General features: G+C 70.1%; 14 protein-coding genes. 3 read left to right on the plus strand and 11 right to left on the minus strand.

Going from position 1 to position 21,261, the window contains the following annotated elements:
- Positions 1–87: 87 nt before the first annotated feature.
- The 5 genes from hrpA to O2L01_RS17540 all read right to left on the minus strand — a co-directional run bounded on the left by hrpA (position 88) and on the right by O2L01_RS17540 (position 8,280).
- The gene (gene hrpA, locus O2L01_RS17520) at positions 88–3,981 is read right to left on the minus strand and encodes an ATP-dependent RNA helicase HrpA (protein ID WP_270123285.1); all 3,894 of its coding nucleotides are present in this window, start codon (positions 3,979–3,981) and stop codon (positions 88–90) included.
- An 87-nt stretch (positions 3,982–4,068) separates the two neighbouring features.
- Positions 4,069–4,575, minus strand: a complete 507-nt coding sequence (locus tag O2L01_RS17525) for a hypothetical protein (protein ID WP_270123286.1) — start codon at positions 4,573–4,575, stop codon at positions 4,069–4,071.
- Between the two features lie 87 nt (positions 4,576–4,662).
- On the minus strand, positions 4,663–6,252 hold the full coding sequence (locus tag O2L01_RS17530) for an ABC-F family ATP-binding cassette domain-containing protein (RefSeq protein WP_270123287.1): 1,590 nt from the start codon (positions 6,250–6,252) through the stop codon (positions 4,663–4,665).
- Positions 6,253–6,607: 355 nt separating this feature from the next.
- Positions 6,608–6,718, minus strand: a complete 111-nt coding sequence (locus tag O2L01_RS17535) for a methionine/alanine import family NSS transporter small subunit (RefSeq protein WP_270123288.1) — start codon at positions 6,716–6,718, stop codon at positions 6,608–6,610.
- Positions 6,715–8,280, minus strand: a complete 1,566-nt coding sequence (locus O2L01_RS17540) for a sodium-dependent transporter (protein ID WP_270123289.1) — start codon at positions 8,278–8,280, stop codon at positions 6,715–6,717. The genes O2L01_RS17535 and O2L01_RS17540 overlap by 4 nt, the downstream gene beginning before the upstream one ends.
- Positions 8,281–8,557: 277 nt before the next feature.
- Between O2L01_RS17540 and O2L01_RS17545 the strand changes: the two genes are divergently transcribed.
- Together O2L01_RS17545 and O2L01_RS17550 are read left to right on the plus strand one after the other, a co-directional pair.
- A complete protein-coding gene (locus O2L01_RS17545; RefSeq protein ID WP_270123290.1) occupies positions 8,558–10,783 on the plus strand; it encodes a HelD family protein in 2,226 nt (741 codons plus the stop codon).
- A 103-nt stretch (positions 10,784–10,886) separates the two neighbouring features.
- Positions 10,887–12,665 carry a Stk1 family PASTA domain-containing Ser/Thr kinase gene (locus O2L01_RS17550; RefSeq protein ID WP_270123291.1) on the plus strand — a complete coding sequence of 593 codons (1,779 nt, stop codon included), beginning with the start codon at positions 10,887–10,889 and terminating at the stop codon, positions 12,663–12,665.
- Positions 12,666–12,763: 98 nt separating this feature from the next.
- Here the strand turns inward: O2L01_RS17550 and pyrE are convergent, their stop codons facing one another.
- The 6 genes from pyrE to O2L01_RS17580 all read right to left on the minus strand — a co-directional run bounded on the left by pyrE (position 12,764) and on the right by O2L01_RS17580 (position 18,516).
- Positions 12,764–13,303: an orotate phosphoribosyltransferase gene (pyrE, locus tag O2L01_RS17555; protein WP_270123292.1), complete on the minus strand. Its 540-nt coding sequence runs from the start codon at positions 13,301–13,303 to the stop codon at positions 12,764–12,766.
- 26 nt (positions 13,304–13,329) lie between these two features.
- Complete coding sequence (locus O2L01_RS17560) at positions 13,330–14,208, minus strand: phytanoyl-CoA dioxygenase family protein (protein WP_270123293.1); 879 nt, start codon at positions 14,206–14,208, stop codon at positions 13,330–13,332.
- Positions 14,209–14,430: 222 nt separating this feature from the next.
- On the minus strand, positions 14,431–16,119 hold the full coding sequence (locus O2L01_RS17565; protein ID WP_270123294.1) for a serine/threonine protein kinase: 1,689 nt from the start codon (positions 16,117–16,119) through the stop codon (positions 14,431–14,433).
- Between the two features lie 158 nt (positions 16,120–16,277).
- On the minus strand, positions 16,278–16,712 hold the full coding sequence (locus O2L01_RS17570; RefSeq protein ID WP_270123295.1) for a hypothetical protein: 435 nt from the start codon (positions 16,710–16,712) through the stop codon (positions 16,278–16,280).
- Between the two features lie 121 nt (positions 16,713–16,833).
- Positions 16,834–17,301, minus strand: a complete 468-nt coding sequence (locus O2L01_RS17575; RefSeq protein WP_270123296.1) for a ribose-5-phosphate isomerase — start codon at positions 17,299–17,301, stop codon at positions 16,834–16,836.
- 9 nt (positions 17,302–17,310) lie between these two features.
- Entirely contained in the window at positions 17,311–18,516 is a 1,206-nt protein-coding gene (locus tag O2L01_RS17580; RefSeq protein WP_270123297.1) for a DUF1015 family protein, read from the minus strand.
- A 102-nt stretch (positions 18,517–18,618) separates the two neighbouring features.
- On the opposite strand from O2L01_RS17580, the gene pepN reads away from it, so the two are divergent.
- A complete protein-coding gene (gene pepN / locus O2L01_RS17585; protein ID WP_270123299.1) occupies positions 18,619–21,159 on the plus strand; it encodes an aminopeptidase N in 2,541 nt (846 codons plus the stop codon).
- Positions 21,160–21,261 lie beyond the last annotated feature (102 nt).

Consider the following 21,261-nt stretch of genomic DNA (forward strand, 5'->3'; position numbering starts at 1 on the left):
TTTGCGGTGTCGATTCGCCGCCCCCTGCGCGGCTACACCGGAACTCGATCATGCACCCCGGGTGTGACATCCGGGAGCGAATGCCCGCTAGAGGGTCTGGAGGAGCTTCCGGATCCGCTTCTCGCTCACCTGGTAGCGGGTGCCGAGCTGCTGGGCGAAGAAGCTGACGCGCAGTTCCTCGAGCATCCAGCGGACCTCGCGGCCCTCACCGGAGCGGAGCGCGGCGGGACGGGTGCGCGCGAGCGAGTCCCGTTCGGCCTCTAGGGACTGGATGACTTCCATCTTGCCCTTGTCGGCGGCGATGTCGGCGACCGCGCGCTTGGCGCGGAAGCTGATGGCCTTGACGTAGCGGTGGAGGTCGTCGAGGCGCCACCAGCCGGTGGTGCCGATGAAGCCGTCCGCGCCGATGAGCCCTTCGAGCTGGCGGCGCATGTCGCTCAACGCGGGGAGGGCGCGGAGGTCGAACTTGCCTTCGAGGAGGCGGGAGGCCTCGCGGGCCTCGGTCAGGACCGCGGCGGCCTTGCGGGCGACGGCGGCGGACTCGCCGGCGACCTCGGGTTTCGCGCGTTTGAGGAGGGCTTCGAAGCCTTCACGGTCCCAGGCCGGGCCGCCGCCTTCGATGAGGACCTTGTCGAGGACGGTGCGCACGCAGTCGGCGAGGAGCGCGTCGACGTTCGCGTAGGGGCCGGTCGCGAGGGCGAGCTGCTCGTTGCGGGTGAGGGCGTCCTTGAGGCGGGGGTCGGGGATGTTGAGGCGCAGGAGGCGGCGGGTGCCGGCCCACATGTTCGCGGCCTGGGAGCCGGGGTCGGGGAAGGCCTTGATCCCGACGGAGCCGCCTTCGTCGACGAGTCCGGGGTAGGCCTTCGCGGTGTAGCCCTTGCGCGGGGTCTCGTGGAGCTTGGGGAGGGCGTCGAAGTCCCAGGTCTTGAGGCCGGTGCGTTCGAGGTCGAAGGCCTCGGAGGCGGCCTCCTGGGTCTTGGGGGCGAGCTGGCGCTGCAGGGCGCCGAGCTCCTTGCCTTCGGCGAGGACCTTGCCTTCCTCGTCCTTGACCTGGAAGGTGACGAGCAGGTGCCCGGGGACCTTGGTGAGGTCGAAGGCGTCGGCGGGGACGTGCACGCTCGTCATCGACTTGAGGGTGTCCGCGAGCGCGGCCATCATGGGCCGGCCGGGGGCGGGGGCCATGCGGGCGACGGCGGCCCTCGCGAAGTCCGGGGCGGGCACGAAGCTGCGGCGCAGGGACTTGGGGAGGCTCTTGATGAGCGCTTCGGCGAACTCGGCGCGCAGGCCGGGGACCTGCCAGGTGAAGGCGTCCTGGTCGAGCTGCTGGAGGGCCGGGAGCGGGACGGCGACGGTGACGCCGTCCCGGGCGGAGCCGGGCTCGAACTCGTAGTCGAGTTCGAGGTCGGCGCCTTCGGAGGTCCAGACCTCGGGGTAGGAGTCGGCGGCGACGCCTTCGGCGCGGTCGCCGAGGAGCAGGGCCTCGTCGAAGTCGAGGAGGGTCTTGTCCTTCTCCTTCTTCCACCAGGAGTCGAAGTGGCGGCCGGAGACGATGTCGGCGGGGAGGCGCTCGTCGTAGAAGTCGAAGAGGGTCTGCTCGTCGGCGAGGAGGCCGCGCTGGCGGATCCGGTTCTCGAGGTCCTCGACCTCGCTGATCTTGGCGAGGTTCCGGGCGAGGAACTTGTGGTGGGTGTCCCATTCGGCCTGGACGAGGGCGTGCCGGATGAACAGCTCGCGGCTGGTCTCGATGTCGATGCGTCCGAAGTTGACCTTGCGGCGGGCGACGATCGGGACGCCGTAGAGCGTGACGCGCTCGAACGCGAGCACGGCCCCGGCCTTCTTCGACCAGTGCGGCTCGGAGTAGGTGCGCTTGCTGAGGTGCTCGGCGAGCGGTTCGACCCATTCGGGTTCGATCTTGGCGCAGACGCGGCCCCAGAGGCGGCTGGTCTCGACGAGCTCGCCGGCGACGACCCAGCGCGGCTGCTTCTTGGCGAGGCCGGAGCCGGGGAAGATCGCGAACTTGGCGTTGCGGCCGCCGAGGTATTCGCGGGTGTCGGCCTCTTTGACGCCGATGTGGGAGAGGAGCCCGGCGAGGAGCGCGGTGTGGACGCGTTTGGGGTCCGGCGTGGAGTCGGGCGGCTCGATCTCGATCTTCAGGCTCTTGAGGACGCCGAGGATCTGGCGCACCAGGTCCTGCCACTCGCGGATGCGCAGGTAGTGCAGGTACTCCTGTTTGCACATGCGGCGGAAGGAGCTCGAGGAGCGGGTCTTGCGCTCGTTCTCGAGGTACCGCCACAGGTTCAGGTACGCGGAGAAGTCGGAGTCGGGGTCGTTGAAGCGCGCGTGGGACTGGTCGGCCTGGGCGCGCTTGTCCGCCGGGCGCTCCTTCGGGTCCTGAATGGACATCGCGGCGGTGATGACGGCGACGGCGTGCACGCACTGCTCGTCGCGGGCCTGCAGGATCATGCGGGCCAGGCGCGGGTCGATCGGCAGGCGCGCGATGTCGCGGCCGGCCTTGGTGAGGCGCCGCTCGCCGGCGCGCACGTCCTCGAGCGCGCCGAGCTCCACCAGGAGGTCCATGCCGTCCTTGATGTTGCGCGAGTCGGGCGCGTCCACGAACGGGAAGGACTCGACCCGGCCGAGCTTCGCGGCGGTCATCTGCAGGATGACGCTGGCGAGGTTGGTCCGCAGGATCTCCGCGTCCGTGAACTCGGGGCGGGCGTTGAAGTCGTCCTCGGAGTACAGGCGGATGCAGATGCCCTCGGCAACGCGGCCGCAGCGGCCCGCGCGCTGGTTGGCGCTGGCCTGGCTGATCGCCTCGATCGGCAGGCGCTGCACCTTGGTGCGCGCGGAGTAGCGCGAGATGCGGGCGTACCCGGCGTCGATCACGTACCGGATGCCCGGCACCGTCAGGGAGGTCTCGGCGACGTTGGTGGAGAGGATGATCCGGCGGCCGGTGTGCGAGGAGAAGACCCGGTGCTGCTCCTGGGCGGAGAGGCGCGCGTAGAGCGGGACGACCTCGGTGTGCCGGAGCTTCGCCTTCTCGAGGGCGTCGGCGGTGTCGCGGATCTCCTGCTCACCGGAGAGGAAGACGAGGATGTCGCCGTCGCCGACGCGGCCGAGCTCGTTGACGGCGTCGAGGATGCCGTCGATCTGGTCGCGCTGCTCCTCGCCGTCCTCGTCCCGCAGCGGCCGGTACCGGACCTCGACGGGGAAGGTGCGGCCGGAGACCTCGAGGATCGGCGCGGGCGCGTCCTCCGATCCGAAGTGCTTGGCGAACCGCTCGGGGTCGATCGTCGCGGAGGTGACGATGACCTTGAGGTCCGGGCGCTTGGGGAGGATCTGCTTCAGGCAGCCGAGGATGAAGTCGATGTTGAGGCTGCGCTCGTGCGCCTCGTCGATGATGATCGTGTCGTAGGCGCTCAGGAGCCGGTCGTGCTGGATCTCCGTGAGCAGGATGCCGTCCGTCATGAGCTTCACATAGCTCTTGTCCGAGACCTGGTCGGTGAAGCGGACCTTCCAGCCCACGGCCTCGCCGAGCGGCGAACCCACCTCTTCGGCGATGCGCTCGGCGACCGCGCGGGCCGCGATGCGGCGCGGCTGCGTGTGCCCGATCATGCCGCGCACCCCGCGGCCCAGCTCGAGGCAGATCTTCGGGATCTGCGTGGTCTTGCCCGAACCGGTCTCACCGGCGATGATCACGACCTGGTGGTCCCTGATCGCCTCCAGGATGTCGTCCTTGCGCTGCGACACCGGCAGCGCCTCGGGGTAGACGATCCTCGGCACGCCCGCTGCGCGGGCCGCCAGCGCGGCCTCCTTGCGCTCCACGTCGGCCTCGAGCTTCGCGAAGGCCTCGGCGCGGGCCGGGCCCTCGAGTTCGCGGGCCTCCCGCAGGCGGCGGCGCAGCGCACGCTGATCGGCCGTACGCAGGGCGAAGACGCGCTCGCGCAGGCTGGTTCGGGAGTCAGGGACGCTGCTGGGCATGACGATCGTCAACGATACTTGGACGGCGCGCCCGGCCGCCATCCATTAAGCGCCGCAGTGACCGACACGGCGCGGCGGCCGTGCGGCCTAGTCCTCCTCGAGGTCCCCGCACAGCACCCGGTTCGCGTCCAGGCCCTCGGACTGCATGAGGGCATCGGGGGCGTGGACGACGACGCTCTCGGCGCGGTCGTCGAGGACGAGGCCGCTCGAGACGGTGGCCGAGCCGACGCCCGTGTCCGAGGTGGTGAAGGACAGCTCGATGATGTTCCCGGCCGCGTCCTCGCCGTCGGGGTCGGAAAGCCAGTGGCCGCCGCCGGGCGGGTCCTCGTCGCATTCGCCGTCGTGGACGTGCGCCGTGTACTCGGTGCCGGGCGCGAGGCCGGCGACCGCGAGCCGCACCGAGGTGCTGCCGGTCGAGGAGATGTCGGCGGTGCCGGTCGCGTGCGGGGCGACCTGGCTCCAGTCGGCGGTGACCGCGAGCGTGGCGGTCCAGGCGCCGCCGAGTTCATCGCTCTTGGGGTCCTCGCCGCCGCAGCCGGCGAGGGCTCCGGCGAGGACGACCGCGGCAACGGGCAGTGCTCGGGTGGACGGCATCGGCGCTCCTTCGTCAGTGCCCCTGTTCTGCGGGCGCACCCAGTATCGGCCCGCCGGTGCCGTCCTCCCGGTATTCCACGCCGGTCGCTACGCCGCGACCGGCACGTCGACCGCGATCCCCTCCCCGCGCGTGAGCTCGACCCGGCGGGTCAGGCCGAGCCCGTCGAGGAACGCCTCGTCGTGGCTGACGACCACGAGCGCCCCCTGGAACGCGGTGAGCGCCTGCTGGAGCTGCCGGATCGAGCTCATGTCGAGGTTGTTCGTCGGCTCGTCGAGCAGCAGCAGCTGCGGCGCGGGCTGGGACGAGAGGACCGCGGCGAGGGCGGCGCGCAGGCGCTGGCCGCCGGAGAGGGTCGAGACACGCTGGAAGACCGCGTCGCGGCGCATGCCGAAGCGGGCCAGGCGGGTCCGCAGGACCTTCTCTTCGGCGTCGGGCGCTTTGGCGCGCACGTTGTCGAGCACGCTCGCGTCGTCGTCGAGCAGTTCGAGCCGCTGGGTGAGGAACCCGTGCGGGACGCGGGCGGCGTCGGCGACGGCGCGCAGCAGCGTGGTCTTGCCCGCGCCGTTGTCCCCGGTGATCGCGACGCGCTCAGGGCCGCGGAGGTGGAGTCCGAGGCCGTCCCCGTAGAGGTCGCTCACTTTGAGGCCCTTGAGGATCACGATGTCGCGGTGACTGGAGACGCTGGTCTCGGGCAGGTCGACGTTGATGCCGCCGTCGTCGCGCAGCGCCTCCTCGGCCTCGTCGAGGCGCTCGCGGGCTTCGGCGACGTCGTCGAGTTTGGCGTTGAGGATCTTCGCGGAGGAGACCTCGCCGGCGTTCTTCTTGCCGTTGAGCAGGATCTTCGGTGTGCCGCCGCGCTCGCGTTCGCGGCGCCAGGACGCGGCGCCCTTGTCGTTCTGGACGCGGGTGGCGATGAGCTCCTTCTTCTGGCGGGTCAGGTCCTGCTTGGCGTCGCGCACCATGCGGGCCGCGACCTCCTGCTCGACGGCGATGACCTCCTCGTAGGCGCTGTAGTTGCCTTCGAAGACGCGGATGCTCCCCTTGTAGAGCTCGGCGACGGCGTCGACGTGCTCGAGGAGCGCCCGGTCGTGGCTGACGACCACGAGGGTGCCGTTGAAGCGCCGGATCGCCTGGTACAGGCGCTTTCTCGCCGAGGCGTCGAGGTTGTTCGACGGTTCGTCGAGGAGCAGCACGTCCGGGCGGCGGGCGAGCCTCCCGGCGAGTCCCACGAGCATCGACTCGCCGCCGGACAGGGTCGCGACGGTGCGGTCGAAGCCCACGTGGTCGAGGCCGAGTTCGTCGAGCGCGACGCGGGCGCGGTCCAGGAAGTCCCAGTCGTCGCCGATCACGTTGAAGTTGGCCTCGTCCGCGTCGCCGGCTTCGATGGCGGCCAGCGCGCGGCGCTTCTCTGCGATGTCGAGGAGGTCGGACACGGTGTCGCCCAAGCGGAGCGGGAGCTCCTGCGGCAGGTACTCGATGAGGCCGGAGGCCGTGATCGTGCCGGATTCGGGTTTGACGAGCCCGGCCACGAGTTTGAGCAGTGTGGACTTGCCGGTGCCGTTGTCGCCGATGAGGGCGGTGCGGCCGTCGGAGAAGACGACGTCGAGGCCGTCGAAGATCCGCTCGCCCTCCGGCCACAGGAAGCGGAGCTGCTGAACGTTGATATAGGTGGTCATGAGACCTCTCTCAGGTCGATGCTGAACGGGATCGAGATGAGAGACATCGCGCCGGAACGGCGAAAAGGGAGTCCTCCCGGGCTGGCTTCTTCCAGCGGGCACTCTCTTGATCGAAGACACACCGGTCACGTGCACAGAGACGTGATGGCGCGATGTCTACGACCTAGAGCTTCAAGTGAGTGCCTAACGTCGGGAACAAGGACGTCGTCAAGGTTAGGTCAGGGACGCATCGGTCGTCAAGGGAGATGCGCGACACGGGCCCCCTGCGGTGAGGCGGGCGGCCCGTGTCTCTCAGGCGATGACGAGGCCGCACACGGTTCGTGTGCGGCCATCGTCGATGGACAGTCGCCGAACGTCAGTCCTCGTGCTGCTCGGGATTCCTGATGAGCGCGATGATCGAGACGAGCAGACCGCCGCCGACCACCGCGAGCGCGACGATCATCATCGCAATGGCGCTGGGAGTCACAGGTCCACCTCCTTCTCGATCGCAACGAATCCCGCGTCGTCGAAGACCTCTTCAGGCACGGCCGGCGGCCCCTCCTTGCGACGCAGCACGACCGCCATGACCAGCGCGAACGCGAGCGAGCCGCCCGCGACCGCCCAGCCGAAGGCCTGGTACTCGCGGTAGTCGGCGAGCGGGCTGTCGGGCCCGGCCGTGAGCAGGTCCTGGACGTTGAAGAACAGGATGACCGCCAGCGCGAGCGGCGTGATCACGCCCAGGCAGGCGAACCAGATCGGGCCGATCTTGAAGGCCGAGGTGGCGTTCGCGTCGTCGCGCAGTTCCTTCCACCGCCACAGGACCCACACCACGGCGATGATCGCGACCGGAGCGGCCACCGCGATGCCGTAGTTGTTGATGAAGTGGTCGGTCACGTCGAGCACCATGAGGCCGTTCACCGTCGGGAACAGGATGAGCGAGACCACGGCCATGCCGCCGCCGACGATCATGACGGTCTTCCTGCGGCCCCAGCCGAAGCGGTCCTCGAAGGCCGCGACCGGGACCTCGACCACGCTGATGAGGGAGGCCCACCCCGCGACCACGAGGGACACGAAGAAGAGCACGCCGAACAGGCCCGCGAGGTACGGCAGCGTGTTGATGATCGCCGGGAAGGCGATGAACGCCAGGCCCACGCCCTGATACGACTGCTCATCGATCGGCACACCGGTCTCGAGCGCGAGGAAGCCGAGCACCGAGAAGACCGCGATGCCGGCCAGGATCTCGCCGAACGAGTTCGACATGCCCACGGTCCATGCGGAGGTGGTGATGTCGGACTTGCGTTTGAGGTAGGAGCCGTAGGTGATCATGATGCCGAAGCCGACGGACAGCGTGAAGAAGATCTGCGCGTAGGCGGCGAGCCACACCTGCGGGCCGCGGATGGCCTCCCAGTCGGGCGTGAAGAACGCGTTCAGGCCGTCGACCGCGCCGTCGAGCGTGAGGGACTGGACAAGGAGCGCGCCGAAGAGCACGACCAGGAGCGGGATGAAGATCTTGCTGGTGGCTTCGATGCCCTTCTTGACGCCCGCGCCGATCACCGCGAGGGTGGCGAACCACACCAGCGCGAGGGCGACGGCCAGGCCCGGGAGCCAGGTCCCGAAGTCGTAGAGGCCTCCGGCCTGGAGGAAGTCGACCATGAGGAACTGGGCGGGGTCCTCTCCCCACTGCTGCTCCAGGGAGAAGTACGCGTACCAGGCGGCCCAGGCGATGATGACCGCGTAGTAGACGCCGATGACGATCGAGATCGCCACCTGCCACCAGCCGATGAACTCGGTGTTCCTGTTCAGGCGGCGGAAGGCCAGCGGGGCCGAGCCCCGGAAGCGGCGCCCGATCGTGAATTCGAGGATCAGCAGCGGGATGCCTGCCGTGCAGAGGGCGACCAGGTAGGGGATGAGGAACGCGCCGCCGCCGTTCTCGTAGGCGACGCCGGGGAAGCGCCAGATGTTCCCCAGGCCGAGGGCGGAGCCGACGGCGGCGAGGATGAACCCGAGCCTGCTCCCCCAGTTCTCTCTGACATTCGGTTCTCTCGCCATGGGCGGTCTCTCCAAGTACATCGGGGTCAGGGCACTGATAACGGCCTATACCGTAGCGAAGCCCATGGTCCTGGAGCGCGCGAGTACCTCGGATCCGCTGTGCGCACGGTCTCCGCGGACGCGGCAAGAGGAGACGATGCGTCCTCGCAAGCGCTAAGCTTTTTCAGTTGCGCACTCCGCGGCCTCGGCGGCACTGGCGAGTCGAATTCCTCGCAGAACCCGGGCACTCGCGCACCGTTCGCGCATCAATCCGCCCGCTCCGCATCAGAGGAGAGCCGTGTCCGCTGCCATCAACCCGGCCGTCAAGCAGGCAGTCCTGTACGAGCAGCGCCGCCTCGACGAGTTGTACGCCCGCCTCGACAACCTCCGCGACGAGGCCGCCGGACGCCTCGGCGAGTCCCGCCGCAAGCATGTGGAGAACGACCAGGAGCGCTCGCAGCGCGACGCCGAGACCCACCTGTACCGCCGCCGCCTCACCGAGCTCGACGCCGTCGAGGAGGGCCTGTGCTTCGGGCGCCTCGACTACCTCGCCTCGGACGCGCCGATGTACCTGGGCCGCATCGGGATCCACGCCGAAGGCGGCGAGCAGCTGCTCGTCGACTGGCGCAGCGAGGCCGGCCGCCGGTTCTACCTCGCCACCGCCGCGTCCCCGGCCGGGGTGCGCCGCCGGCGCCACCTGCACACCAAGGGCCGCCGCATCCGCTCGGTGAACGACGAGGTCCTGGACCTGGACGCCGCGAGCGAATCCGCCTCCACGATCGGCTCCGAAGGCGCGCTCATGGCCGCCCTCGACGCCGCCCGCACGGGCACGATGCAGGACATCGTGGCCACGATCCAGGCCGAGCAGGACCGGATCATCCGCGCGCCCTTGGAGGGGATCATGATCGTCGACGGCGCGCCGGGCACCGGCAAGACCGCCGTCGCCCTCCACCGCGCCGCGTACCTCCTGTACGAGCACCGCGAACGGCTCAAGCGCCAGGGCGTGCTCATCATCGGCCCCGGCAAGCAGTTCCTGCGCTACATCTCCGAGGTCCTGCCGGGCCTCGCCGAGACGGACGTGCTGCTGCGCACGCCCGCGCAGCTCTTCCCCGGCGTCGTCGCCGACCGCCCCGAGACCGAGGCCGCGGCCGCCGTCAAGGGCCGGGCCGTCATGGCCGGGGTCATCGCCAGCGCCGTCGCCGACCGCCAGGTGGTGCCGCGCGAGCCCGTGCCCGTGGACTTCGAAGGCCACGAGCTGTACCTGCGGCCCGAGAAGATCACGGCCGCGCGGGACGCGGCGCGCGAGACGGGCCTGCCGCACAACGAGGCCCGCGAGACCTTCCACAAGCGGGTGATCGCCGACCTCGCGACGCAGTACGCGGACATCATCGGCGAGGACCCGCTCGGCGGGGAGAACCTGCTGGGCCTGGAGGACCGGGCGCAGTTCGCGGTCGAGATCGCCTCGGACCCGGTGATCCGGGGCCAGATCGAGGTGCTGTGGCCGGAGCTGACGGCGAAGGAGCTGCTGGAGGACCTGTTCTCGTCCCGGGAGCTCATCGCCTCGGCGGCCGCGGTGCTGCGGAAGGAGGAGCGGGCGCTCCTCCACCGGCAGCCGGGCGGCTGGAGCGAGGCGGACGTGGCGCTGCTCGACGAGGCCGCGGAGCACTTGGGCGAGATCGAGGCGCCGAAGCGGATCGGCGAGCTGACGGCCGAGCAGATCGCGTACGCGCAGGACGTGCTCACGATCGCGGCCGGCTCGGCCTCGTTCGACTTCGAGGACGAGGAGTCGGAGATCCTGCAGGCCACGGACGTGATCGACGAGTTCTGGCTCGGCGAGCGGCAGGTCGACGAAGCGTTCGTGTCCGTCGCCGAGCGCGCGGCCGCCGACCGGCGCTGGATCTTCGGGCACGTGATCGTCGACGAGGCCCAGGAACTGTCCCCTATGGAGTGGCGGGCGCTGCTGCGGCGGTGCGTGACGCGCTCGTTCACCGTCGCCGGGGACCTCGCGCAGGCCGCGGGCCCGACGGCGCCCGCGAGCTGGGGCGAGGTGTTCGGGAACTCGGGGCTCGACTGGCGGGCCGAGCAGCTGACGGTCTCGTACCGGACCCCGGCCGAGATCATGGAGGTCGCGGCGCGGGTGCTCGACGCGATCGACGTCCAGGCGGCGCGGCCGCGCTCGGTGCGCGAGTCCGGGCACCGGCCGTGGCTGGAGATCGCCCAGGTGGACCTGGACGCGCGGGTCGAAGCGCTCGTCGCGGCCGAGAAGGCCGCGGTCGGTGAAGGCAGCGTGGCGATCGTGACGACCGCCGAGCGGGCCGCCGGGCTCGCGGGGATCAATGATGCGTCGGTGCTCACGGTCAAGCAGGCCAAGGGACTCGAGTTCGACAGCGTGATCGTCGTCGACCCGGACGCCATCGCGGCCTCGGGCCTGCGGAACCTGTACGTGGCGCTCACGCGCGCGACGAAGCGGCTCGGCGTTGTGGCGCCCGACAAGCCTGTGTTCCCCGGCGCAGAGGTCCTGTGAGAGTCGTATCAAGCTCCTACACTGATCACCAGGTGTAGGGCCACGGCGCCCGCTGGCCGGCCGTAAATGAGTGAGGTGCGGGTTGACAACGACGACTGGGGACTTGACCGGTGCGCGCGTCGACGGGCGGTACCGGCTCGCGCGGCTCATCGCGCGCGGCGGGATGGCCGACGTCTACGAGGCGCAGGACGAGCGCCTCGACCGCACCGTGGCGGTGAAGATCATCACGAACGCGGCCGTGGCCGGGTTCGACGTGAAGGCCTTCGCGAACGAGGCCAAGACCATCGCCCGGCTCTCGCACCCGAATGTGGTGGCCGTGTTCGACCAGGGCGTCCACCAGGGACTGCCGTACGTCGTCATGGAGTACGTGCCCGGCACCACCTTGCGCGACCTGCTCAACCGGCGGCGGCGCCTGCGCCTCGAGGAGGCCGTGGAGCTGTGCGGGCAGGTCCTCGACGGGCTGCAGGCCGCGCACGACGCCGGGCTCGTGCACCGCGACATCAAGCCCGAGAACATCCTGCTCAAGAACGGCGGCCGGGGCGACCGCGTCAAGGTCGTGGACTTCGGTCTGGCCGAAGCGGTCCACGGCGACCGCGACACCGGCGGGCCGCTCGTCGCCACCGCCGCGTACGTCGCCCCGGAGCTGGTGAACGGCAAGCCCGCGACCACCGCGAGCGACGTGTACTCGACCGCGATCCTCCTCTATGAACTGCTCACCGGTGAGGTGCCGTTCGACGGCCCCGACTCGGGCGCGGTGGCGCGCAGGCACGTCGAGGAGGACGTGCCGTCCCCGCAGTTGAAGGCCCCTGACGTGCCGGAAGGCCTCGCGGAGCTCGTGACCGCGGCGGCCGCGCGGCGGCCCGGCGCCAGGCCGGTCGACGCGGGCGCGTTCCTGCGGCGGCTCCAGGCGGTCGACGTGCGGCCCGCGAAGGGCAGCACCGGCAAGGTCCCGCGGCCCACGAGGGTGGTGCAGACGACGATGGTCGTCGAGCCGCCCAAGGCGCAGCGGTCGTGGAAGGCGCTGCTCACGTTGGGGCTCATCGCGACCCTGCTCGTGGGCGTCGCGGCGGCCGGATGGTGGATCGGCATCGGCCGGTACACGGCCACGCCGTCGCTGCTCGACCAGACGCAGGAGTCCGTCGAGGCGTACGCCGAAGGCGAGGGCTTCGAGGTCGACCTCGTGGACGGCTACAGCGAGAGCGTGCCCGTCGGCGGGATCGTCTCCCAGGACCCCGGCGTGGGCGACCGGATCCGGCGCGGCGCGACCATCACCGTCGTCGTCTCCCAAGGGCCCGAGCGGTACCAGGTGCCGAACCTGGCCGGGATGACCGAGGAGCAGGCCCGCGAGGAGCTCGCGAAGTTCGACGCGGCAGTGAAGGTGGAGCGCGAGTACAGCGCCGACTACGAGGCCAACCAGGTCACCCGCACCGACCCGGTCGCGGGCGAGGAGGTCAAGGCGGGGACGCCGGTGACGGTCTTCGTCTCGGACGGGTACCCGCCGCTCACCGTCCCGGACGTGGTGGGCCAGGACGAGGCGGCCGCGACCACCGCGATCGAGGACGAGGGCCTCACGGTCGGCGAGGTCACCCGCAGCTACAGCGACACCATCGAGGCGGGGCTCGTCATCTCGCAGACCCCGGCCGCACAGGACCCGGCGGGCCCGAGCGACGCCGTGGACCTCGTCGTGAGCGACGGACCCGAGCCGGTCGAGGTCCCGGACGTGGTCGGGATGGACATCGAGGACGCCACCGATGAGCTGGAAGGCCTGGGCTTCACGGTGAAGACCGCGCAGATCTGGTTCACCGGCACCGTGTTCGACCAGTCCCTCGACGCCGGGACGGAGCACCCGAAGGGCTCCGAGATCTGGCTCTGGGCCAGGTAAGAGGCCTTCCGAGGGGTGCCGGGATCCGGGCCCAGGCCGGATGAGAGACAGCGAAGCGGGGCCGGACGAGTGATCGTCCGGCCCCGCTTCTGCTTGCGCTAGTTCGCTCCCGCGGCCTTCAGTTCGGTCATCGTGAACAGCGGCCGCACCTCGACGCCGATGTCGGCCAGGTTCTTCAACCCGCCCGACTCGCGGTCGATCACGCACAGCCCGCCGTCGACGATCCCGCCCCGGTTCCGCAGCTCCGCCACCGCGTCGAGCACCGCGCCACCGGAGGTGATCACGTCCTCCACGATGAACAGCTTGCGGCCCTCGACCTCGCCGCCCTCGGCCAGACGGCACGTGCCGTACGTCTTGGCCGCCTTGCGGACGAACAGGGCCGGGAGGCCCGTCACCTGCGAGAGGGCCGTGACGACGGGGATGCCGCCCATCTCCAGGCCCGCCAGCGCGTCCACGCCGTGCGCGGGCACCAGGGGCGCCAGCGCCTCGGCGATGCGCCGCAGCAGGACCGGGTCGGACTCGAACAGGTACTTGTCGAAGTACTCGTGCGCGACCACACCGGACCGGAGGGTGAACTCCCCGGTCAGGTGCGAGCGGTTGAAGATGTCGCGCGCGAGGTCGGCGTCAGTGGTGCTCATGCCGTCAGCCTGCCACGTGCGGGCCCTTACGGGCGCAGCGGCGGGTAATCCGGGTCGAGGAGGTCACGCTCGGCCAGCCAGTTGTACAGCGGCGTCTCCTTCGGCCAGTGCCCCCAGCCGTGGTCGCCGGTGGCCATGTGGCCGCCGAGCATCTGCTGCTGGACCGGGTCGAGGTCGTTCCACCACGGCTCGTTCGGCAGGTGGTCGACGAGGTCGCGGGCGCGGATCCAGCGCGGCGTGAACCCGAAGAACGCGACCTTGCGGGTCAGGTCCGAGTAGTTGTCGCTGCGGGCGTGCCAGATGCGGCGGTCGAAGAACATGACGTCGCCGGCGTTGCCGGTGACCTCGATGGCGCCTTCGGGGTCGGGCCACTCCATGTCGCGGCGCGGCGGGCCGTCGATCTGGTTCCACTTGTGGGAGCCGGGGATGATCTTGGTGTTGCCGCGGCCCTCTTCGGCCAGGTCGGTGAAGAAGAAGGCGAGCTTGACCGAGAGGCGCGGGCGCGGGTCGGTCTCGGTCTCGCGGTTCTGGCGGCCGCCGTCCTGGTGCCATTCGAAGCGGAAGGGGCGTTTGCCTTGAATCGGCGGGTGCTTGTCCACGTGGGAGTGGTAGACGTGGAAGTTCCAGCCCAGGATCGACCACACATAGTGGAAGGTCTTGGGGTGGTTGAGAAGGAACGCGAGTTCCGGGCAGGAAGTGACGGCGTCGAGGCGGTGCATCGCGCCTTCGGGGCTGAGTCGCCCGGCTTCCTTCTCGATCTCGTACACGCGGTCCAGAGCGTCGTTGCAACGCTGGATCTCAGCGGCGTCGAGCGCGCCGCGGATCATCAGATAGCCGTCGCGATCGAAGGCTTCTCGCTGCTCAGGAGTGAGAGCTGCGGCACCGACCGATGTCAATGCGGTCATCTCAATGCCTTTCGGTTTCCAAGGGGGGTCTGTCGTCTACCTAGACGCGGGATCCGCCCTTCGCGGTTGCACCGCGGGAGTCGGAAAATCCAGGCAAGGATCCCGCGGTGCCGATTACCGGAAAGCGTAGTTCTGATCGGTTCGATTGCGCTGGAGAAATACTCGAAGTTCCATGGGAAGTCTTGGAAATGCGCATGGAATACGCGAATCCGGACGGGTCCGTCATTGCCCGAAAAGGTCGGTGATCCAGTCCAACCACCCGAAGTCGAGCGAAATCCAATTCCAACTGAGCTGATCGAGGTAGCTCATGCCGACCATGAAGAGGAAGACGCCCGTGGCGAGGTGCGCGAGGCGCGCCGACTTGCGCTTGGCGTGGAGCCAGCGGCCCCAGAGGATGCCGCCGGCGATGCGGATCAGGAAGAACACGCCGATCGCGACGGCGAGCACGAACAGGTAGCTGAAGACCTGGCTGCGCAGGGTCTCCATGCCCTGCTGGATCGCCCAGATGAGCCACATGATGAGCGAGAAGAGGCCGCCGATGACGGAGAGCTCGAAGCCCTTCGAGAGCGATCCGGGCGGGCCGAGCAGCGGGGGCCGGTCGGCCTTGTCGAGTTCGCGTTCGCTCGGCTCCTCGGGGTCGGTGGCGAGCTTGAGGCGCGGCAGGGGGCCGCGCTCGGGGCTCGGGCCGCCGGAGCGTCCGGGCGAGTAGCCGTCGGAGCGCTCGTTCTGGCCGGGGACGCGCACGCGGCCGGTGATCGGCTTGTCGTGCATGGGCGCCGGCGCGCCGGCCTCCATGACGCGGGTGCCGTCGGCCGCCGCGCGGTGGTCGCCCATGACGCGGGTGCCGTCCGCGGGCGGTCCCGAGGCGGGCGCGGCCGGCATGGGCGGGCCGACCGGCAGGTCGAGGCGGCGGGTCGCGGCGGAGTCGATCGGGCGGCCCATCGGGGCCGAATGCACACCCGCGGTGTGCTCGGTGTCCCAGTCGACGCCGAGATCGGGGAGGTTGGAACGGGTCATGACCGCGCACAGCTCGCCGATCCAGCGCGGCAGCTCCTCGGTGCGGGGCCGGTTCTCCGGGTCGTCGTCGAGTGTCGCGGTGAGCAGGTCGCGCAGGCGCGGGTTCGCCTCCAGCGCCGGGTGCTTGCGCAGCCGCGCCCACGGCACGGACTGCTCCTGGCCGGGCGAGTCGGTGCGGGCGCTCGCGCCGGTCACGAGGTAGAACGCGATCGAGCCGAAGCCGTGCACGTCGTAGGCGGGGCCCACGCTGCCCTGGTGCGCTTCGGGTCCGGCGGTCTCGCGGGTGTAGGCGATCGTGGTCAGGTGCGCGGGCGTGTAGTAGCGGGCGCCGGTGAAGTCGATGACCTTCGCCGAGCCGTCCGGGCCGATGATCACGTTGGCGGGCTTGAGGTCCATGTGCAGGACCGGGTGCGCGCCCACGGGCGGGTGGTGCATCGCCCGCATGACCTCGGCGACGGACTTGAGGGTGCGGGCGGCGTCGACCCGGCCGATGCGCCACTGCAGCAGTTGACGCAGGTCGTGGCCGGGCAGGTACTCGAGGACCTGGAACGGGACGGGTTCGCCCTGCGGGGCCTGGCCGGGCGGGTGCGGCAGGCGGCCGTAGAACGCGTCGATGCGGCGGCAGATCGCGCCCACGTTCCGGCCGTGGAGGTCCATGAGGACGGCGTCGCCCTTGTCCCAGGAGCGGAACTGGTGCTCGCGGGTGTCGTGCGGGTTGAGGCGGAGCACCTTGACGCTCAGGGGGGCGGAGGCGACCCCGGCGGAGACGCGAACGGCCTGGTACACGTCGGCCTGCCCGCCCGAGCCGAGCAGGCCGGTCAGCCGGTAGCTCTGCTCTGACCCCGGCAGGGGGTCGGCCGGGCCGCAGACGAGGTCGACGGTGGCGTTCGACATGAGTGGTCCTTCGCGATGAATGGCTCCGGGCCCGCCCGCGGCGACGCCTGCGGGCCGTGAATCCATATAGCGTAACGCCCGGTATCCACCTTCCACGGCCCCCAGAGGCGGTGCTGTTCGCAGCGTCTCAGCTGACAACCCCGGCCCGCCGGAACGCGTCAGCGGCCCGAACCCCAGGGGCTGGTCCCGGCCTGCGGCGAGGAGGACGGCGCCATGCCGCCGGCCGAGGGCTGGCCGTAGGAGCTGGCGGGCGGGGCGGGCGCGGCCGAGGCGTTCATCGGCTCGAACACACCGCCGGGCTGCTGCTGGGGCTGGGGCTGGGGCTGGACAGTCGAGCCCTGGACGCGGTCGAACGAGCCGGTGGAGGCGGGGGCGGCCTGGCCGCCGCGGCGGACCAGGGACCAGAGCGCGGGCGAAGTGGCGATCGAGAGGAGCGCGAATCCCAGGATCCACGTGTCGACGAAGCGCTGCTCGCCTTCGGTGGCGCCGAAGTCCACGTACGCCATGAGGAAGCTGAAGGTCATGAAGAGCAGGGCGCCCAGGATGAACAGCACCTGGAAGACCTGGAGGAGAACCCGAAAACCCTTATTCATGTGTCGACGCTACCAACACCCGTCCAATTACTCCAGATCCGATGTGCCGAATTCGCCTGGTTTTCGCGCAAGCGGAAAGGCCCGGGCCGAAGCCCGGGCCTTGACCTAGATGCGTTGCCGCCTAAGGGAGTTCGGGCAGCTCGTGAGTGGCCTCCCACTCGGTGAGCATGTCGATGCGGCGCTGGTGGCGCTCGGCCCCGGAGAAGGACTCGTCCACGAACGCGTCGGCGAAGCTGGTGGCCTCGTCGAGCGAGTGCATGCGGCCGCCGATGGCGACCACGTTCGCGTCGTTGTGCTGGCGGCCGAGCTTCGCGGTCTCGACGCTCCAGGCCAGGGCCGCGCGGCAGCCCGGGACCTTGTTCGCGGCGATCTGCTCGCCGTTGCCGGAGCCGCCGATCACGATGCCGAGGCTGCCCGGGTCCGCGACGACCTGCGAGGCGGCGTTGAGGCAGAACGGCGGGTAGTCGTCCTCGGCGTCGTACCGGTGCGGGCCGACGTCGACGATCTCGAAGCCGCGGCCGCTCAAGTGCTTGACCAGGTGGTCCTTGAGCTCGAGGCCCGCGTGGTCGGAGGCGAGATAAATGCGCACGATGGGACCTTAGCCTTTCGGGAGCTCGACGATGGCGAGACCGGCGCGCGCCTTCGGCACGAACCAGGTGGACTTGCGCGGCATCTTGAGCCGCTGGAGGTTCACGTCGATGAAGTCGGGGACCGTGACCGGCGCGATGAGGATCGCCAGGTCGGCCTTGCCCGCGTCGACCTGCTCGGCGAGCCAGGACGCCGGGTAGTCGCCGCCCACGTACGTGATGCGCTTGTCCCCCGCGTCCCAGCCGAGCAGGCCGGTGAAGACCTCGTTCTCGACCTGCGTGTGGTCGAGCTTGTCGACCACGGAGCCCTCGACCGCCGGGAACGCGATCTCCCAGGTGCGGCCCTGGCCGTAGACGACCACGGTGCCGCCCTCGGACGGGGTCTCCGGCGGGCCGTCGGTCTCGATGACGCTCGCGCCGATCTGCCCGATCTGCTCGACGAGCTGCGCGGCCGAACCCGGCAGGCCCTTCACGAGGCGGTGGTACGGGCGGATGACGACCGACTGCGGAGTGGTGATCACCGCGAGGAACCGGTCGAGCTCGCCGACCTGCGCGGCCAGCGAGCGGTGGTTGCCGTCGGCGACGATGAGGTCGCCGTCCCCGGCCAGCGCGGTCAGGGCCTCGCCGGCGTCGCCGCCGATCGCCCAGATCTCGTGCGCGCGCCCGGCCTCGTCGACGTCCTTCGCGACGGGCTCGCCCGCGCCGGCGATGGCGGTCTCGATCGCGGCGTGCAGCTCTTCGCCGCGGCTCGACTGGAGCAGCAGGACGGGGCTGAGGAGGTGGCGCAGGCGCTGGTTGAGCTCGTTGCGCTGCTTGACCTTCTCGATGAAGACGTCCTCGTTGCGGATGACCTTGCCGGGCTCCTCGGCGGAGGAGGAGATCTCGGCGGTGTCGACGAGGCAGAACACGCCGTACGCGGTCGGTTCTTCGCCGCCGGAGATCCGGTAGGCGACGGCCACGTCGCCGAACGCGGCGAAGCGTCCGGCCTCCTTCAGCGCGGCGAGGCGCTCGGCCGCGGCGGGCAGCGCCTGCTCGAAGGTGAGTCCGGCGGCCACCGCCTCGGGCGTGTGGGCGGGCATCTCGACGCCCAGCATGGACGCCGGGTTGGCCTCGATGATCCGCGTGATCTCGGTTTCGTCGGGGAACTCGTCGTAGTTCTTCGCACCAGTGTTCCCGGTGGAGAGCCAGGCCTGGTCGATCGGGTGTGCAGCAGTCACGCCACGAGCGTAATCGACCCTGTTCATCGGCGACGTGGCCGCTTAATGAACTTCCAAGATGTGACACACTTCTTTCATATCCGAACCCTGACTGGAGGCATTGTGGCGGCAACGCACATTCTCACTCGAGACGAGGCTCAGCGGCGCGCTGAGCTGCTCCACGTCGAGTCCTACACCGTGGAGCTCGACCTCACCGGGCACGAGCAGGGCGACACCTTCGGCTCGCGCACCGCCGTCAAGTTCTCCTGCACCGAACCGGGCGCGACCAGTTTCATCGAGATCGCCGCCGAGCGCATCGAGGACGCGTTCCTCAACGGCGAGCCGGTCGACCTCACGGCCTACGACCCCAAGGACGGGCTGAAGATCACCGGCCTCGCGGCCGAGAACGAACTGGTCGTCAACGCGGTGTTCGCGTACTCGACCGACGGCCAGGGCCTGCACCGCATGACCGACCCGGTCGACAAGGAGACGTACCTCTACTCGCAGTTCGAGGTCGCCGACGCGCAGCGCGTGTACGCGTGCTTCGACCAGCCGGACCTCAAGGCCGCGTTCACGTTCCAGGTGCGCACCCCCAAGCACTGGACCGTGATCTCGAACATGCCGACCGAGTCCGTCCACGTCGTCGAGGACGTCAACCTCAAGGTGACGCTGTTCGAGCAGTCGGTGCGGATGAGCCCGTACATCACCGCGATCTGCGCGGGCCCGTACTACGGGGTGCACGAGGAGCACGACGGGATCGGCCTGGGCCTGTACTGCCGCCAGTCCATGAAGGACTACCTGGACCCGGAAGGGGTCTTCGAGGTCACCCGCCAGGGCTTCGACCACTTCCACGAGCACTTCGGGGTGCGGTACCCGCTGCCGAAGTACGACCAGGTCTTCGCCCCCGAGTACAACTTCGGCGCGATGGAGAACTTCGGCTGCATCACGATCGCCGAGGCCTCGTTCCTGTTCCGCAGCCAGGTCACCGACTTCGAGCTCGAGCAGCGCGCCAACGTGATCCTGCACGAGATGGCGCACATGTGGTTCGGCGACCTCGTCACCATGCGCTGGTGGGACGACCTGTGGCTCAACGAGTCCTTCGCCGAGTGGGCCAGCCACTGGGCGAACGTCGAGGCCACCCGCTTCGACGGGGCGTGGACCACGTTCCTCTCGGCGCGCAAGAACTGGGGCTACGGCGCCGACCAGCAGCCGACCACGCACCCGGTGTACACCGCCGCCGGTGACACCGAGGAGATCCAGGCCAACTTCGACGGCATCACCTACTCCAAGGGCGCCTCGATCCTCAAGCAGCTCGTCGCCTACGTCGGCATCGACCCGTTCCTGGCGGGCCTGCGCGCGTACTTCGCGAAGCACCAGTTCGGCAACGCGGTCTTCCAGGACCTGCTCGGCGAGCTGGAGGCCGCGAGCGGCAAGGCGCTCAAGGACTTCGCGGACACGTGGCTGCGCACCGCCGGCGTCTCGACCCTGCGTCCCGACGTGGCGGTCGACGCCGACGGGAACTACACGAAGGTGACGGTGCTGCAGGAGGTCCCGGCCGAGCACCCGACGCACCGCACGCACCGCATCGCGATCGGCCTGTACGACCTCGAGGGCGACGCCCTCGTGCGCCGCGACCGGATCGAAGTCGACGTCACGGGCGAAGCGACCGAGATCACCGCGCTCGCAGGGGTCAAGCAGCCGGACTTCCTGCTGCTCAACGACGACGACCTGACGTACGCGAAGCTGCGCCTGGACGAGCGGTCGCTCGCCACGGCCGTCGAGCACACCTCGGCGCTCGAGGACTCGCTCGCGCGGGCCCTGATCTGGGCGGCCGCGTGGGACATGCTGCGCGACGCCGAACTGCCCGCGACCCAGTTCGTGGAGCTCGGCTGCCGCTCGCTGACCACCGAGACGGACATCAACATCGTCACGGTGGCGCAGCGGCAGGTCGCCGGGGCGCTCGCCTACGCCGACCCCGCCAACCGGGCCGCCCTGCGCGAGTCCTGGGCGCAGGCCGCGAAGACCGCGATGGAGGCCGCCGCGCCGGGCTCGGACCCGCAGCGGTCGTGGGCGAAGGCCTACGCGTCCGCGTCGCGCTCCGAAGCCGACCTGGCCCGCATCGCCGGATGGCTCGAAGGCAACGAGGTCCCCGAAGGCCTGGCCGTGGACGCCGACCTGCGGTGGGCCCTGCTCACCGGGCTCGTCGGCAACGGGGCCGTGGCCGAGGACGCCGTCGACGCCGAACTCGACCGCGACTCGACCGCCGACGGCCAGCGCCTGGCGATCATCGCCCGCGCGGTGGTGCCGAACGCGGAAGCGAAGCAGCGCGCCTGGGAGCGGATCACCGACCCCAACTCGGAGAACTGGGTCCGCCGGTCCTCGATGCTCGGCTTCGCGCCGCTCGACCAGGCCGACCTGGTGCGCCCGTACCTGCAGCCGTACCTGGACGCCGTGCCGGAGCTGTGGGAGAAGCTGGGCGCGCAGCAGGCCGTCGAGTTCTCGAAGCTCGCGTTCCCGTCGAACCTCATCGAGGCCGAGACGCTCGAGAAGCTCGACGCGTGGCTCGCCGAGGACCGGCCCGCGCCGGTCAAGCGCGGCGTCGCCGAGGGCCGGGCGGACGTCGCCCGCGCCCTGAAGGGCCGCGAACTGGACAAGTCCGCTTAAAACCGGATCGAGTCTCTCGGGGCTCCGGGACCGCCGCGCACAACGGCGGTCCCGGAGCCCCGAGCGCTTTTCGCGCCGTTGATAAGCTCGCCGTGACCCACC

It is taken from the genome of Glycomyces lechevalierae (genome assembly GCF_027622945.1).
In the GTDB taxonomy this organism is placed as follows: Bacteria; Actinomycetota; Actinomycetes; order Mycobacteriales; family Micromonosporaceae; genus Glycomyces; species Glycomyces rutgersensis.

Coding starts and splice junctions, on each gene's coding strand:
- O2L01_RS17565 (WP_270123294.1), bottom strand. CDS start 16,119: ATGTCGAACGCCACCGTCGACCTCGTCTGCGGCCCGGCCGACCCCCTG.
- O2L01_RS17530 (WP_270123287.1), bottom strand. CDS start 6,252: ATGACCACCTATATCAACGTTCAGCAGCTCCGCTTCCTGTGGCCGGAG.
- pyrE (WP_270123292.1), bottom strand. CDS start 13,303: ATGAGCACCACTGACGCCGACCTCGCGCGCGACATCTTCAACCGCTCG.
- hrpA (WP_270123285.1), bottom strand. CDS start 3,981: ATGCCCAGCAGCGTCCCTGACTCCCGAACCAGCCTGCGCGAGCGCGTC.
- O2L01_RS17560 (WP_270123293.1), bottom strand. CDS start 14,208: ATGACCGCATTGACATCGGTCGGTGCCGCAGCTCTCACTCCTGAGCAG.
- O2L01_RS17540 (WP_270123289.1), bottom strand. CDS start 8,280: ATGGCGAGAGAACCGAATGTCAGAGAGAACTGGGGGAGCAGGCTCGGG.
- O2L01_RS17525 (WP_270123286.1), bottom strand. CDS start 4,575: ATGCCGTCCACCCGAGCACTGCCCGTTGCCGCGGTCGTCCTCGCCGGA.
- O2L01_RS17570 (WP_270123295.1), bottom strand. CDS start 16,712: ATGAATAAGGGTTTTCGGGTTCTCCTCCAGGTCTTCCAGGTGCTGTTC.